This is a genomic window from Saccharopolyspora tripterygii (assembly GCF_054778355.1).
Genome location: NZ_BAAGZP010000053.1, coordinates 1 through 14801, shown reverse-complemented (window position 1 = coordinate 14801; position 14801 = coordinate 1). Strand labels below are relative to the sequence as shown.

12 protein-coding genes are annotated in these 14801 nt (G+C 62.5%); 10 read left to right on the top strand and 2 right to left on the bottom strand.

What is annotated here, in order from left to right:
* On the bottom strand, positions 1-547 hold a 547-nt coding region (locus tag ACYVF3_RS31885; RefSeq protein WP_461157996.1), incomplete at its 3' end, for an electron transfer flavoprotein subunit beta/FixA family protein.
* A gap of 237 nt (positions 548-784) precedes the next feature.
* Entirely contained in the window at positions 785-2254 is a 1470-nt protein-coding gene (locus ACYVF3_RS31880; RefSeq protein ID WP_461157993.1) for an aldehyde dehydrogenase family protein, read from the bottom strand.
* Positions 2255-2337: 83 nt separating this feature from the next.
* Between ACYVF3_RS31880 and ACYVF3_RS31875 the strand changes: the two genes are divergently transcribed.
* The 10 genes from ACYVF3_RS31875 to ACYVF3_RS31830 all read left to right on the top strand — a co-directional run bounded on the left by ACYVF3_RS31875 (position 2338) and on the right by ACYVF3_RS31830 (position 14248).
* A complete protein-coding gene (locus tag ACYVF3_RS31875) occupies positions 2338-3114 on the top strand; it encodes an IclR family transcriptional regulator (RefSeq protein WP_461157992.1) in 777 nt (258 codons plus the stop codon).
* A 145-nt stretch (positions 3115-3259) separates the two neighbouring features.
* Positions 3260-4345 carry a zinc-binding dehydrogenase gene (locus ACYVF3_RS31870; RefSeq protein WP_461157995.1) on the top strand — a complete coding sequence of 362 codons (1086 nt, stop codon included), beginning with the start codon at positions 3260-3262 and terminating at the stop codon, positions 4343-4345.
* 714 nt (positions 4346-5059) lie between these two features.
* The gene (locus tag ACYVF3_RS31865; protein ID WP_461157991.1) at positions 5060-6196 is read left to right on the top strand and encodes a CaiB/BaiF CoA transferase family protein; all 1137 of its coding nucleotides are present in this window, start codon (positions 5060-5062) and stop codon (positions 6194-6196) included.
* 28 nt (positions 6197-6224) lie between these two features.
* Complete coding sequence (locus tag ACYVF3_RS31860) at positions 6225-7355, top strand: acyl-CoA dehydrogenase family protein (RefSeq protein WP_461157990.1); 1131 nt, start codon at positions 6225-6227, stop codon at positions 7353-7355.
* Positions 7352-8536 carry a CaiB/BaiF CoA transferase family protein gene (locus tag ACYVF3_RS31855; RefSeq protein ID WP_461157989.1) on the top strand — a complete coding sequence of 395 codons (1185 nt, stop codon included), beginning with the start codon at positions 7352-7354 and terminating at the stop codon, positions 8534-8536. Before ACYVF3_RS31860 ends, ACYVF3_RS31855 begins: the two co-directional genes overlap by 4 nt.
* Positions 8537-8715: 179 nt before the next feature.
* The gene (locus tag ACYVF3_RS31850; RefSeq protein ID WP_461157994.1) at positions 8716-9813 is read left to right on the top strand and encodes a glucuronyl hydrolase; all 1098 of its coding nucleotides are present in this window, start codon (positions 8716-8718) and stop codon (positions 9811-9813) included.
* A 43-nt stretch (positions 9814-9856) separates the two neighbouring features.
* A complete protein-coding gene (locus ACYVF3_RS31845) occupies positions 9857-11014 on the top strand; it encodes a GAF domain-containing sensor histidine kinase (protein ID WP_461157988.1) in 1158 nt (385 codons plus the stop codon).
* Complete coding sequence (locus ACYVF3_RS31840) at positions 11014-11649, top strand: response regulator transcription factor (RefSeq protein WP_461157987.1); 636 nt, start codon at positions 11014-11016, stop codon at positions 11647-11649. Before ACYVF3_RS31845 ends, ACYVF3_RS31840 begins: the two co-directional genes overlap by 1 nt.
* Positions 11594-12523, top strand: coding sequence for an AMP-binding protein (locus tag ACYVF3_RS31835; RefSeq protein WP_461157986.1), 930 nt, complete (start codon positions 11594-11596; stop codon positions 12521-12523). The genes ACYVF3_RS31840 and ACYVF3_RS31835 overlap by 56 nt, the downstream gene beginning before the upstream one ends.
* Positions 12524-12934: 411 nt before the next feature.
* Complete coding sequence (locus tag ACYVF3_RS31830) at positions 12935-14248, top strand: MFS transporter (protein WP_461157985.1); 1314 nt, start codon at positions 12935-12937, stop codon at positions 14246-14248.
* Positions 14249-14801 lie beyond the last annotated feature (553 nt).

The following is a 14801-nucleotide window of genomic DNA, read 5'->3' as shown; positions in this document are numbered from 1 at the left end:
TCTTCTCGGTGACCGACACCACGGCCGGCAGACCCGACTCGACGGTCAGGATGCCCGCATCGGTCTCACGCTCCACGGTCACCGACGAACCGTCGGTGGAGACCTTGCGCGCGAAGGTCAGCTGCGGCCAACCCAGCACCTCGGCGACCATCGCCGGCACCGCACCCGAGCGACCATCGGTCGCCTCGTTACCCGCGATCACCAGATCCACCGACTCCACGGTGCCGATCACCTTCGCCAGCGCCTTGGCGGTGGCGGGCGCGTCCGTGCCGTGCAACGCCTCATCCGAGAGATGCACCGCCTTGTCCGCACCCATCGACAACGCCTTGCGGATGGCATCCGTGGCGCGATCCGGGCCCATGCACACGACGGTCACTTCGCCGCCCTGGGCCTCCTTGATCAACAGCGCCTCCTCCACGGCGCGCTCGTTGATCTCATCCAACACGGCATCCGCCGACTCGCGGTCCAACGTGTGATCCGCAGCGGCGAGCTTCCGCTCGGAATACGTGTCGGGCACCTGCTTAACCAGCACAACGATGTTCATGATTCTCGGTGACGCTTTCTCGTGAAAGAGCGTTTCCAGTTGCGAGAAGGTTCGTCGCCACGCGTCGGTATCAGTGTTTCTGAGCCGCTTTTCGCGATGACGTTGCGCTGGATCTCCTCGGTACCCTCGCTGACGGTCATCAGCGGGCGTCGCGGAGGTAGCGCTCCACTTCGAACCTGCGGGCTAGCCATGGATGCGGATGACCTTGGTCACGAGCTCCACGAGGCCGCAACTTTGCGATCAGCCGTCGATGCGTTGGGGGACGCCCAGCGGGTTTCCATCATTCAACGCATCAGGTAAAAAGGTGGACGGAAAGTTCTGGAAGGCAACGGGCCGCAGGAACCGGGTGATGGACGCGGTTCCCACAGATGTCGTCGTAGGTGCGGTTGTCGCAGGGTATGGTCCACCGTGCTGTTGCGCGTAGGTCACCGAGACCCCAGTTGGCCACTGATTCCACAGAAGGCGACCGGCCTTTTCTGTGAGGATTGGAAGAAGCACCTGCGCAAGAGTAATATCGCTTGCGGCGTCCGAGTCCGCAATGATGGTGGCAGTGAGTTGTCCGGCCAAAGTGCGCGCGAGTTCGGGCACTTCGGCCGGGTCCGAGTATGTCACGATCATCCCTGCCGGTCCGAATACCTCTCTTGTGAGCGCTTCCGGGGCGGCTAGCACTTGGTCGAGAGTGGTGTGGAGGAGTGTTGTTCCTGGCGAGGTGTCGATGTTGTTGGTGCTCTTGAGCAATGTGCTCACCCCGTTGTGCGTCGCCAGCGCCGCCAAGTCCGCCTCGAAACCCTTCTGGATTCGGTCGTTGAGCATCGGCGTGGGGTTGGGCACGTCTGCGTCGCGCAGCATCGCCAGCATGGACGACTCGGCTGGGACGAGCAGGAGACCAGGTTTGGTGCACAGTTGCCCGCGGCTTCCCGTGATCGAGCCGAGAAACCCATCGACAATCTCCGAGGCACGGCGGGACGCAGCGGTCGGCGCGACGAATGCGGGATTCACGCTGCCGAGCTCACCGTAGAACGGGATCGGCTCGGGGCGTGCATTGGCGATGTCGAAGAGTGCTCTCCCACCGCGGATCGAACCTGTGAACGAGGCCGCTTTGATCCTTGGATCCCGGAGCGCCGTGACGCCATTCTCGGTTTCGTGGATCACGCGAAGCAGGTTCTCCGGTGCGCCCGCAGCCCGCCCCGCTGCTCGGACGACGGCCGCAGTCGCGTTCGAGAGGCGGGGATGGCCAGGGTGTGCTTTGACGAGCACCGCGTTGCCGGCGGCTAGCGCCGCAGCTGCGTCACCTCCTGCGACGGAGAACGCGAACGGGAAGTTGCTCGCAGCGAACACGAGAACCGGGCCGATCGGCATCAGCATGCGGCGCAGGTCGGGTCGGGGTGCCCCCATCGGCCATGTGGTGTCTGGACGGTCGATCCGTGCGTCGAGGAATGTTCCGTCTGCGACAACATCGGCGAATAGTCGCAGCTGGAAAGTCGTGCGCTTGAGTTCGCCGACCAAGCGCGCTTCGGGCAGGTTTGTTTCCTCTTGCGCGGTCGCGATCAGATCTCCTGCTGCAGTGTCGAGCGCGTTCGCGATCGCGTGGATGACGCGTGCGCGGCCAGCGTAGGTCACCGCGGCCCACTGTCTTGAGGCCTCGGCAACCGCAGTTACTGCTTCGCACGTCGTCGTAACGGGGGTGTCGGGCAGATCGTCCTCAGTCATTGAGAGCTCCATCGTTTCGCACGCGGCCCTCTAACCGCGTGATCGCCTCCCATTCAAACCAGCATGTGGCATACGATCGCCAAATGCGATCCGATGAGCGGAACATGAGAACAGGCATGATCGCGCGTGTTGCCGACGTGCTCGGGGCGTTCACTGCGGAGCAGCCTGTGTTGCGCGTGTCTGAGATCGCCCGGCGCTCAGGCTTGGCCAAATCGGTCACGTCCCGCATCGTTGCTGATCTGATCGACGAGGACTTCCTTGAGCGCGCGGATCGGGGTGTGCGGGTAGGCATCCGTCTCTTTGAGCTGGGTGAGTTGGCTCAGCGTTCCAAGGAGCTGCGTCGGTTCGCGCTTGGTGCGATGGCGGATCTACGTCAGGCGACCGGGCTTACGGTGCAGCTGAGCGTGCTCAAGGCCACCGACCAGGTTTATGTCGAGATCATTCAGGGGCGCGGGACGCAGCTCGACATGCGGTCGCGCGTTGGCGGACGGGTTCCGGCGTATGCGACGGCAGGGGGCAAGGCGGTGTTGGCCCACTTGCCAGAGGAAGCCGTCGATCAGGCGCTCGCTATCGATATGACCCCACTCGGGCCCCGCACCATCACGGATCCTGCGTTGTTGCGTCGGCATCTCGCACGTGTGCGAGTCGAGGGCATCGCCTACGAGGACGAGGAGTCGAACGTCGGGATCACGTGCGCTGCAGGCGCTATTCTCCGCCCTGATGGTTCACCGATCGCGGCTATCTCCGTCACCGGGTCTGCAGGCCAGATTGACATGAGCCAGTTCGCGCCGGCAGTCAAGACTGCTGCCCTGGGACTCAATCGGCGCGTCCGCTCGAGCTTGGTCTTCAACAGCCTTTGATGTTCCGCTGACCGGATCAGTCCTTGGACCACATTATGGCATCGCTCTTAGCGTCTGCTGGCCGCCCGCATTGGGGCGATGCAACGCAACTGGTCCACAACGGTGTGTCCAGTCGGACTGGAAGGGGTGGCCCCACGTGAAGGCGATGGTCATGTATGCAATCGATGCGCCGATGGTGCTCGAGGCCCTCGATCTTGACAGTCCCGCACCGGGCGAGGTTCGCGTGCGAGTCGAAGCGGCGGGCGTGTGCCACAGCGATGTGCACTACCTAACGGGGGCGCTTCCGGCTCGCACACCGATCGTGCTTGGACACGAGGGGGCTGGCATCGTCGAGGAGGTTGGCGAAGGAGTCACCTCCTGTGGCGTCGGTGACAAGGTCGTGTTCACGTGGCGGCCGCGCTGCGGCGAATGCGAGTTTTGCCTTTCCGGACGCCCAGCGCAATGCGCACTCGGCGGTGTGCACGGGAAGTTCAACGAGTTGCTGCGCGGGGGCACCCGCCTGAGCAAGAATGGTCGGCGATACCACCATTTGATGGGCGACTCGTGCTTCGCCGAGCAAGCCGTGGTGTCACAGGAATCGGTGCTCAAGATTGATGAAGACATCCCTTCAAAGATCGCCGCCATCGTCGGATGTGCGGTGATCACTGGCATGGGAACCGTGCTGAACCGTATTCCGGATGCCGCGGGGAAAAGCATCGCCATTATCGGCGCCGGTGGCGTCGGGCTGTCGGCGGTCATCGCCGCAGAGCTTGTTGGAGCTGCGCAGATCATCGTCGCGGACCTCGTTCCGGCGCGGCTCGAGAAAGCCCGGGAGCTGGGAGCGACCCATACCGTCGACTCCTCGTATGAAGATTTCGCAGCCCGAGTAATGGATATCACGGGAGGTGGCGCGCACTACGTGCTTGAGGCGATTGGCAGGCAGGCAACGATCCGCGCTGGCTTCGATGCACTCCGTGCAGGTGGGACTGAGATCGTCGTGGGCCTCGGTGCAGCGGGTGAGGAACTGTCGGTGCCGATCAACCCGCTCGTGCAGGGCGACCGACGATTGGTCGGCGCCCTTTACGGTTCATCCAATACCCCTCTTCAGCTTCCCGAGATCCTGCGTCTCTACCGTGGAGGCCGAATCCCTCTCGACAAGCTTTTGGATCGCTCGTTCCCTCTTGGAGAGGCGAACCAGGCGATCGAGCATCTCCAGAGTTCGGCGGTCGGGCGGCCGATCCTCGTCCCGTGAGGGGCTGGCCACCCACCAGATACCGGCTTTCGCTAACTGGGTAACCGGACGCTTGGCATTCTTCAACCGAGATATATTAATGAGTTCGAGCATTTCAGTCGAACTTCGAAGGCGAGGCTGGGAACGAACTGCTCGACGAAGATGAACCGGGGTCCGGCGTCTGTCAGGGCGGGATCTACGAGACCGAAAGATTCTGTCGGAAGCTATACTAACTCCGCCCCGACCTGTGGCCACGGCTGAATTGCACGGTTTCCAGATCTCTGTGCCGAGTCGCTAGAACCCTCAAGAACGTTATTCCCGCTGGTGTGCAACCATCAGCGGAGAATAGCGTTTGTGGCAACGCCAGCGGAGTTATGTCACCCTGCGAACCCTGCGTATTTCGTCACTGGGAAAGACGTAGGGAGCTGCGTGCATCGGTGAAAAATAGCTGGGGGAATGGATGGGTTCCGGAGCGGAAGTGCGCGCATCCTCGAGTTTGAAACTACTGCTGGCCTGTTTCCGCAGTAACGGGTTTCGTTACGCCTCGTGGTCTCTGAGGGGTCCTCGCTCCGACTGTCGCGGCTTGCCCACAGGGAACCTCTACCTCCAGCTGGAGGTACCAGGCCGTGACCGCCGCGAATGAGTATGGCGACATCGCGGTAAGTCCGCTACCTCAAGGAGGAGGAACGTGTTGATCGTTTCTGGACCCTTTCCCGAGACCGCAGTAGGTGCGCGATGAGCGGGCCGTTGAGCGGAGTCCGGGTGCTCGATTTGACTCGCCTAGCGCCTGGGCCGTACGGCAGCATGCTTCTCGCCGATCTGGGTGCTGAAGTGATTGTCGTCGGCGGTGGCCGCTCGGGTTTGCCGGTTCCTGCGCTGTCTCGGGGCAAGGAATTCATCACGCTCGACCTGAAGGCTGCGGAGGGGCGCCACGCGCTGCACCGGCTGGCCGCCGAGTCAGACGTGCTGGTCGAAGGATTCCGGCCGGGGGTGGCTGATCGACTCGGAGCGGGGTACGCCGAGCTCAATGCGATCAATCCGCGCTTGGTTTATTGCAGCCTCACCGGGTATGGCCAGACAGGCCCTTTGGCCAAGCGCTCCGGACACGACATCAACTATCTCGCTATCGGCGGTGCACTGGGCACGTTCGGGCCCTCGGGGGGCCCACCCGTCCCGCCGCTGAACCTGGTCGCCGACTTCGCGGGCGGTGGCCTTCTCGCGGCGTTCGGAGTGGTGAGCGCGCTGTACGAACGTGAACGGTCCGGAGTCGGTCAGTATCTGGACGTTGCGATGGTCGACGGTGTGCTGTCCATGATGGGCATGAACTTCGCCGACTGGGGCGTCCCCACGTTGCCACGGCGAGGCGAAGGCGTGCTGACCGGGACCATGCCGGCTTACCGTTGCTATTCCTGTGCTGACGGCCGCTATGTGGCGGTGGGGGCGTTGGAGTACGCGTTTTTTGAGAACCTGTGGCGATCACTCGATCTGCCTGGCGACGTGCCAGACCACCTGGATCCAACGAACTTCGACACGATCGAGAAGATCCTGACCGATGCCTTCCGGCAACATCCGATGGCGGAATGGGCTGCGCGCTTTAAAGACATCGACGCTTGTGTAACGCCGGTGTTGGAGCCCGATGAGTTGGCAGATTTCCCCCAGATCGCCGCTCGCTACGACAACTTCCGGCCGAGCGCTGTTCCTGCGGTACCGGTCTATTCCAGGACTCCGGCTGAGGCCGGTCCCACCGAGACCGCCGACGCTACCGAGCGGGTGCTGGGCCGTTTAGGGCTTTCATCTGACGACGCCGCTAAGGCTGCCGGGCCTCGTGACGGGACCGCCATCACCGGTCTGTGCTGGCCGCCGCTGCTGTGAACCGCCTACACCGTTGAGGAAGAGGATGATGGAAACCGAGTACGACGATTTCCGCGCGAGCGTGCGGAGCCTTGCAGCCGACAAGATCGCACCCTATGCCCGCGACGTGGACGAGAAGGAACGCTTCCCCGAGGAAGCATGGGCCGCTCTGCGCGCGGCCGACCTGCCGGGATTGCCCTACGACGAGAAGTTGGGTGGCTCCGGGGCAGATCTTCTGTCGCAGGTCATTGCTGTGGAGGAAGTGGCCGCGGCCTGCGGTAGTTCAGCGTTGGTGCTGCTGGTGAATTGGGCCGGAACCTCCACTGTGGTCAGCCATGGCTCGGACGAGCTGAAGTCGTTGATCGTACCGAAGGTGGCCTCCGGTGAGGCCGGCGCCGCGTGGTGCATGACCGAGCCCACCGTTGGATCCGACCTATCCGGGATCAGGACTACCGCGACACGTCAAGGCGGCGACTGGATCCTGAACGGCCAGAAGCGTTTCATCAGCAATGCCCCGTGGGCGGAGTGGTACGCAGTCCTCGCCCGCTCCGGTCAGAATGACTTCGGTGTGTTCATGGTTCACCGCGACGACACCGGCGTGTCCTTCGGGCCGCACGAGAAGAAGATGGGAATGCGTGGCAGTCCGACCGCGGACGTGATCCTGGACGACTGCCGGATCCCGGCCGTACGTGTGGTGGCTGACCCGATGCAGGGGTATGGGTACATCAATGGCGAGTTGAATGTCAGCCGTGCGTTGATCGCAGCCCAGGCTCTGGGTATCGCACAGGGTGCGTTCAACGCCGCTGTCGCTTACACCAGCGAGCGCGAACAGTTTGGTCAGCCGCTGTCACGCTTGCAAATGCTGCGCGGAATGGTCGCTGACCTCGCAGTGAAGGTTTCCTCCGCTCGGGCGCTGCTGTATGAGGCGGTTGCGCTGATCGCGGCGGAAGATCCGCGTGCCCGGGCTCGAGTTTCTATGGCGAAGCTGCTCTGCAGCGACAACGCGATGGCGGTGACCACAGATGCGGTCCAGTTGTACGGCGGATACGGCTTCACCCGTGAATACCCAGTGGAGCGCATGATGCGCGATGTCAAGATCACCCAGATCTACGAAGGAACCAATCAGATCCAGCGGCTGGTCATCGCGAAGGACGTTTACGCACGGCAGGTGCGGTCATGAAGCGGGCATTGGAGGGCGTGCGGGTCCTCGACCTGGGTGAGGTCCTGCAGGGACCGATCGCGGCTCAGGTGCTCGGTGACTTCGGTGCCGAAGTCATCAAGATCGAGCGCGGGGTCAACGGCGACATCACACGGACTCTCGACCGCGCGGCAATCGATGCAGGAGAGCCGGCCTCCTATTTCGTTGGGGTGAACCGGAACAAGCGGAGCGTCTCACTCAATCTCAAGACCCGTGAGGGAATGGCTACCCTCCATCGCCTGCTGGAACAGGCGGACGTGCTGCTGCACACCTATCGTCCGTCGGCGGTACGTCGCCTGGGACTGTCCTATGAGGATTTGGCCGACAAGTACCCGGGGCTGGTGTACGCCTCGGCGACCGGGTTCGGCGAGAGCGGACCGTACGCGCACAAGGCGGGCCAGGACATGTTGGCGCAGTCGCTAAGCGGCATGGCCCGCACAGTCGGCGACCCCACCCTGCGCGCACATCTCATGCCCGTTCCGACTGTCGACTACGCCTCGGGCATGGCCCTGGCGCAGGGCGTACTTGCGGCGTTGTACGAGCGCGAGCGATCCGGACTCGGGCAGAAGGTCAGCGTCAACCTGCTGGACACCGCCTTGGCGCTGCAGACGCTGGAGAGCGCGTCGCTGCTGATGTACGAGCGGGAAACGAATTGGGTGACTGACTGGTACAGCGGCATTTTCGAGACCCGAGACGGCATGGTCACTGTGCTGGGCCTGTTCCGGGACAACGCCCTGCGCCTCGTGTGCAAGGCCCTCGGAGTGGACGACTTGAGCCGTCGGCCTGAGTTTGCCACTGCAGATCTGCAGGCTAGTAACAAGGAGCAGGCCAACGAGGAGCTCCGGGGAACCGTAGAGGCGATGACCACGGAGGACGCCATCCAGCGGTTCGACTCGGTCGACCTGTTGTCCGCGCCGCTACTGACCCTGCGCGAGGCGCTGAAGCACCCTCAAGTGCTGGAGAACGGCATCATCACCGAGGTGGAAACAGGCGGACACAGGTCCACCCGAATTCTCGGCAACCTGGTCAAGCTCTCTCGCACTCCGGCGACAGTCCGGCGCGGAGTACCTGCTTTGGGCGAGCATACCGAGTCGGTGCTGCGAGAGTCGGGATTCACCGATGCGGATATCGCGGAGCTCCGAGCGAGTGGGGCCGTACCGTAACAGCGGCCAGCGACTTTTCGGGGATGCCCGAATGCGGAAAACGTTGGCGCTCAAGAAAATGGACACTGATCTCTTCGGCCGCGAGAACCATGCGCAGGGCGCCCCTTGCTCTCGCAATACACGGGGAAGCCGGAGCGGGCTAGAGGGATCGCAGCATGAGGAGCAGCATCGTGCACGAGATGACCACAACGAACATGCTGTCACGTATCCGTGGGACCCTGGCTGAACCTGCCCTCGGGTTTCCGCACTACGCCGACACCCGAACCGGACAGTGGACGACCACTTCGGACGGCTTCTGGACCGGCGGTTTCTGGGGTGGCCTCCTCGCCCTGGCTGCCGTGCACAGTGGTGATCGGAAACTCTTGGTCGGGGCCGAGGAAGTCGCCACACAACTCACGGTGCGCGCTACCTCGGATACCGCGTTCCGGGGGTTTCTGTTCTTCTTCGGAGCAGGGGTTGCGCATCTGGTCGGTAAGAGCGACCGTGCGGGTGAGGTGGCGTTGGCGGGGGCCGAAGGGCTGGCTGCCAGTTTCAACCACAACGCCGGGCTGATCCCGTTGGGACTGCAAGCGGAGGAGGCCGATGCGGTCGGTTCCGGAGCCGCGAACATCGATGCGGTTCCAGGCACCGTGGCACTGCTGGCCTGGGCGGCTCGCGAGACCGGTCGGCAGAGCTTTGCCAATATGGCACGTGACCACGCACGTCGGCATGTCGAGTACTGCTTGCGTGAGGACGGCTCGGTGTGCCAGTCGGCGGAGTTCGACCCGCGGGACGGCACGCTGGTTCGTCGTTACACCCACAAGGGCCTTTCCGATGGCAGTACGTGGGCACGTGCTCAGGCTTGGGCGATGCTCGGTTTCGCTCAGGCCGCGCACTGGGTGGACGCGGAGCTTGCTGAGCCGGCAGTCACCGCTGCGGACTGGTGGATCGAGCACCTTCCCGCTGGGCGTATCGCGCCGTGGGATTTCGACGCTGGGCCGGACGCCCCACGGGATACCTCGGCGACCGCGATCGCCGCAGCCGCGCTGCTGAGGCTCGCCGACTTGGTTCCGTCACGGAGGCATTATCGCGACCACGCTGCGTCCATGGTGGCCACACTGTGCCAGTTCGTGACACCCACCGAAGTCGGTGACCGGCGAACTTCCGGAATGCTCACGTCGGGATGCTTCGATCCGAAGAGGGGAGTTGCGACCGATGCCGAGTTAGTCTGGGGCGACTACTTCTTGTTCGAGAGCCTGCTTTCCTTACAAGGGGTAATCAGCCCTACCGCTCTGTAGTCGGACGTGCGGATCGTGTTTGCAGCTCGATGAGGAGACTGCCATGAACGGTGCACCAGACGCCGGCGTCGATGTCGTGCTCGATCAGCTGGCGCTGCAGCATGCGGAACTGCTCGTGCTGTCCGAGAACTCGGTGGCGATGAAGTCGATCGCACGCCGGATCCGGGAGCTGGGTGACTTCGACATGTCGCTGGTAGGACGAGTAGAGGCGGATCGGCGCATGGTGCACCGCAGCTGGCATGGCACGCAGAGCCCGGCACTGCACAGACTGGTCGTGCCAGAAGGGATGGGGCTAGGCGGAAAGAGTATCGAGCTGCGGAGGCCGGTGTGGGTGCGCGACTATCGGACCTCCGATTCGATCACGCACGAGTTCGACGACTTGGTGGCGCAGGAAGGCCTGCGCGCCATGGTCGCGGTCCCGATGATCTACGGCGGGAATGTGCTCGGCGCGATCTACGCCGGTGTCCGGCAGGAAGTCTCGTTCGGTGACCAGATCGTGGCCAGGATGGAGGAGGCTGCCATGGCGGCCTCAGTCAGCCTGGTCAGCTCACAAAGGGCGAAAATTCAAACCGGTGTTGCGGTGGACGCCGAACGACGGAGGATGGCGGCGGACCTACATGACTCGGTAAGCCCAGTGCTGTTCCGTATCGGCGCGGAGCTGCGCAGCCTGCGCTCGATGGAAGATCTCAGCCGAATCCGGGACCGCATCGACGAGGTCGCGAGCCAGGTCGCGTCGGTGAGCGCACTGTTGCGGAACTCGCTGGCCGACCTGAGCGAGCATCCGCCGGACCGGCAGCTCGCGGTTTCCCTGCAGGAGGATTGTGAAGCGTTCCAGGAGCGTACCGGGATACCTGCCTCTTACGTGGCCCTCGCCGAGATCCCAGATCTGCCGCCCGGGCGGCCGGAGGCCTTGAGCAGCGTCGTGCGTGAGGCGCTGGTCAACGTCGAGAAACACGCGTGTGCCTCCACAGTCGTAGTGAGTGTTGTGGTCGCAGGCGGACAGTTGGTCGTCGCCACTGCCGACGACGGGCGGGGACGCTGCGGTGATGACCCGGCCAAGCCCGGACATCTGGGCTTGGCGCTGTCGGCGCAGCGCATGGAGCGGGTCGGCGGCGGCATGTCCATCATCGAGAACGAGGATGGTGGCACGACTGTGCGCGCCTGGGTGCCGTGCACAGACGAGAACCAGGCGGATCATTGATGACTGACGCGACGCCGATCCGAGTTCTTGTGGTCGATGACCACCCGGTCATTCGTGGCGGAGTCGAGTTGCTCGCCGCCCAGGATCCCGTCATCACAGTGGTAGGCAGCGCCAGCACTGGTCACGAAGCGATCCGGTTGGTGCAGGAGGTGCCGGCCGAGGTAATCCTGCTTGATCTGAGGTTGCCGGACATGCCAGCTCCCGAGCTGGTGTCGGAGCTGAGGCGAATTGTGCCCAAGGCGAAGATTCTCTTGTTCACCGCGTTCGCTGACCACGGTGCAATCGACATGTTGCTCGATGCCGGCGCGGATGGCTGCCTGGTCAAGGACGTCACGGGTGTCGACTTCTCCACCGCTGTCCGTCGTGTGGCACGTGGAGTCCGCGTCATCGATCCGCGGCTGGCTGGACGACACGCTTCGGCCACACCTGAGCTGCTGTTTCACGTAGGCTTGACCAGGCGCGAGTATGACGTTCTGCGATTGGCTGCGATGGGGCATAGCAACCCCGAGATTGCCGAGCGCCTCCTTCTGGCTCGTAACACGGTCAAGACCTACCTTCAAACGGCGATGCAGAAACTCAATGCACGCAACAGAGTCGAGGCCATTGCCAAGGCGCATGAGGCGCGGCTTCTGTAGTGCGGCTGGATGTATGTCTGGCGTCGCACCGCGCACCTTGTGTGCGACAAACGCGAGGTGGATTATGTCGATTACTGCACGGTTCCGGTTGTCTCTGGACAGATGGCGAGATCGGACCGCCATGGTCTATTCAGGGCCAGATGGTGTCCGCCGCTTGACTTTCGGTCATTTTGCGGACCGTTCGCGGCGATTTGCCGTGACCCTCGCCGAACTCGGGATCACATCGAAGCACTCGGTGGCCATCCACCTTGCGCTTGTACCGGAATGGTGGGAGATCGCGGCAGGATCAATTCGTTGTGGAGTTCCGTTTTCAACCGTGCCGCCGGGTTATTCGCTGAGCGATTGGGTGAACCTTACCCGCACCGAGGTGGTCATCGTCGCACGCGAGGCGCTTAAGGAGGCGGTAGCACTACGTGAAGAGGGGTTGGTTCGGTTCGTAATACTCGTCGAGGATATGCCGGAGCCTGATACGTTGCGTTATCAGACCATGCTGTTCCTGGCCGATCCTGACGAGTGTGTTGATTCGGCGCCGGATGGTCAGTCCCAGGTGGTGCTGCTAGATGAGGCCGGAACTCGTGATCAGGCGCAACTCGACCTCGATGCGTCAGTGCTCGGGCTCGACCAGTTCGACCGCGAAGAGGCCGATCTGCACTGGAATCTTATACCACGTCACCAGACAACAGGAGTTTTACTCGGTCTGCTGGAGCCGTGGTCGGTAGGTGCGGCAGTGCTGGTCGATAGTTGCGGCAGCGTTGCCGAGCAAGTGCTGATCCGATTCCCGGTGACAACGGTGTCTGCTCAGAGGCCCTTTTTCGCCACAAGAACCGCGGTTGCCGGCAATTCGGTGCGCAACGTCTTGGTGGTCGATAATTAGTCGGCAATTATCGCGCAAAAACCGTGATGCTACCGTCCGATCTGGTGATCCATTCTAACTCCAAATCTCTCAATGGCTGGGTTTTTCGGCTTGCATCAATTTCTCGTGCGAGGTCACAGCTGGTGCGCGGGTGCAACCCTTGTTCTGGGGGGTCTGGGTGTTCTGGGCTCAAGACCGTTCTGCTCCGGAAATTTTCTGAGGATCTCACTGCGGAACCTGACGTTCCTGTAAGCACTTGAGGTGCTTCAATGCTCCGAAAGCTAAGCTAACTAACCTTCGTCCACAGCGGCGCCACGTTGCAAGAACGAGCGGAATCCGCGACCTCTCCAGGTGGAGGTACCGGCATCTTTTGAAAACGCAGAGGCTGTTGTCTCGAAGACAAACTGTCGATGCGCACCTTGAGGAACAACGATGTCCCTGATATCACGTAGCGGTAAGGTAGGTTTTGCCAGCGCCGTGGGTACCACGGTTGAGTGGTACGATTTCTTCATCTACGGCACTGCGGCCGGACTTGTGTTCAACAAGCTGTTCTTCCCGGAGTTTGACGCACTGATTGGTACGTTGCTGTCGTTTGCAACGTTTTCCGCAGCTTTCGTGGCCAGGCCTATCGGGGGCGTGATCTTCGGCCATTTCGGCGATAGACTTGGTAGAAAGTCGATGCTCGTGCTCACGCTCAGCATTATGGGCGCGACCACGTTTGCTGTCGGCGTCCTTCCCAGCTACCAGACGATCGGTGTGGCGGCACCGCTTATTCTGGTCTCGCTCCGCTTCATCCAAGGACTCTCCTTGGGGGGTGAGTACGGCGGCGCGGTATTGATGGCGGTGGAGCATGCGCCGGCCGGGCGGCGGGGCTACTACGGCAGCTGGGTGCAGATGGGTGTTCCGACGGGCCTGATGCTGGGCAATGCCGTGTTCCTCGCCTTCGGGGCGATGGATCCCGATGCGTTCATGGCGTGGGGTTGGCGGATGCCGTTCCTCATCGGTGGTGTGTTCGTGGTGAGCGGTTTGATCGTGCGGCTAAAGCTCGGTGAGAGCCCGGAATTCGACCAGGTCAAGCACGAAAAAGATGTAGTGCGGCTGCCGATCGCGGTGGTGTTGCGGAAGTACCCGAAGGAACTGCTGCTGACTGGCGGTGCTTACCTGTCAATCGGTGTTACGTTCTACCTGACTACCGTGTTTGGGCTGAGTTACGGCGCGCAACAGTTGGAGTTCAGTCGCAACGAGATGCTGTGGATCGTGCTTGGTGCGATGGCGCTGACCTTCATCATGCTCCCGCTCTTCGGTGCGCTGTCAGATCGGTTCGGGCGGAAGCTGGTCTTCGGCGGGGGCACCATCGCGATGGGACTGCTCGCGTTTCCTTGGTTCTGGCTGTTGAACACGGGATCCTTCGCGTGGGCCTTGGTCGCTTACCTGCTGATCTGCACCGGGTTCGCTGCAGCGTTCGGGCCGTTGGCCGCTTTTTTCGCCGAGGCATTCGAACCCAAGATCCGCTACTCCGGGATCTCGTTCGGCTACACGCTGGGAACGTTGGCCAGCAGCGCACTCGCTCCGATCATCGCCACGTGGCTCCTCGATCGCACCGGCGGTTACTCCGCTATTGCCTGGTATATGCTCGGGACCGCAGTCTTGTCGCTCGTTTGCGCTCTGGCTCTCCGGACGAGGTACACCTCAGATGCGGATGAGGCAGTTACGACCGAGACCAGGCCATTTCAGGCCGCAGAGTGAGCACCGCGGTGTTGAAGCCCGGTCGTAGCTGAACGTCGGTGTTAAGTGCCCCGCCCCAGCATCGGAGCGAGGAGGTATGGCCCAGCCGTCGAGATCATCGCCACCACTGATGCGAGGGTCTCGGCGTCGGTGCCAACTATGCGCAGCAACGGGAAAGTAGCGTCGGGCCGAGAAGCAACACCGGCCAGAACGCTGTCGGCGATGGATGAATCCTGCTCCGGATCTAGAACGGGTGTCTCTGGCAGATTCGTAGGATCTGTGCGAATTGCCAGCCGACCAGGATGGCGGCCGTCGCCAGCATCCAATGTAGAGATCTACTCCGTGGCGTGACTCGGCGGGTTTCGGATGCGGTTGCCTTGCTCGTAGGACGACAGATGCTGAGGTTCTGGGCCGGTGTATCCGGGTTCTGGTAGCAGCGTGCACAGGGCAGCGATACGTTTCCCACTGAGGTGATCTCAGTGAATTTGGGGTGGTTGAGAGCATGAGGAGAAGAGGCGGGCCTGTCAGATGGGTTGTGTATGAGATCACTTTGTGATTGGAGTACGGCCCATGG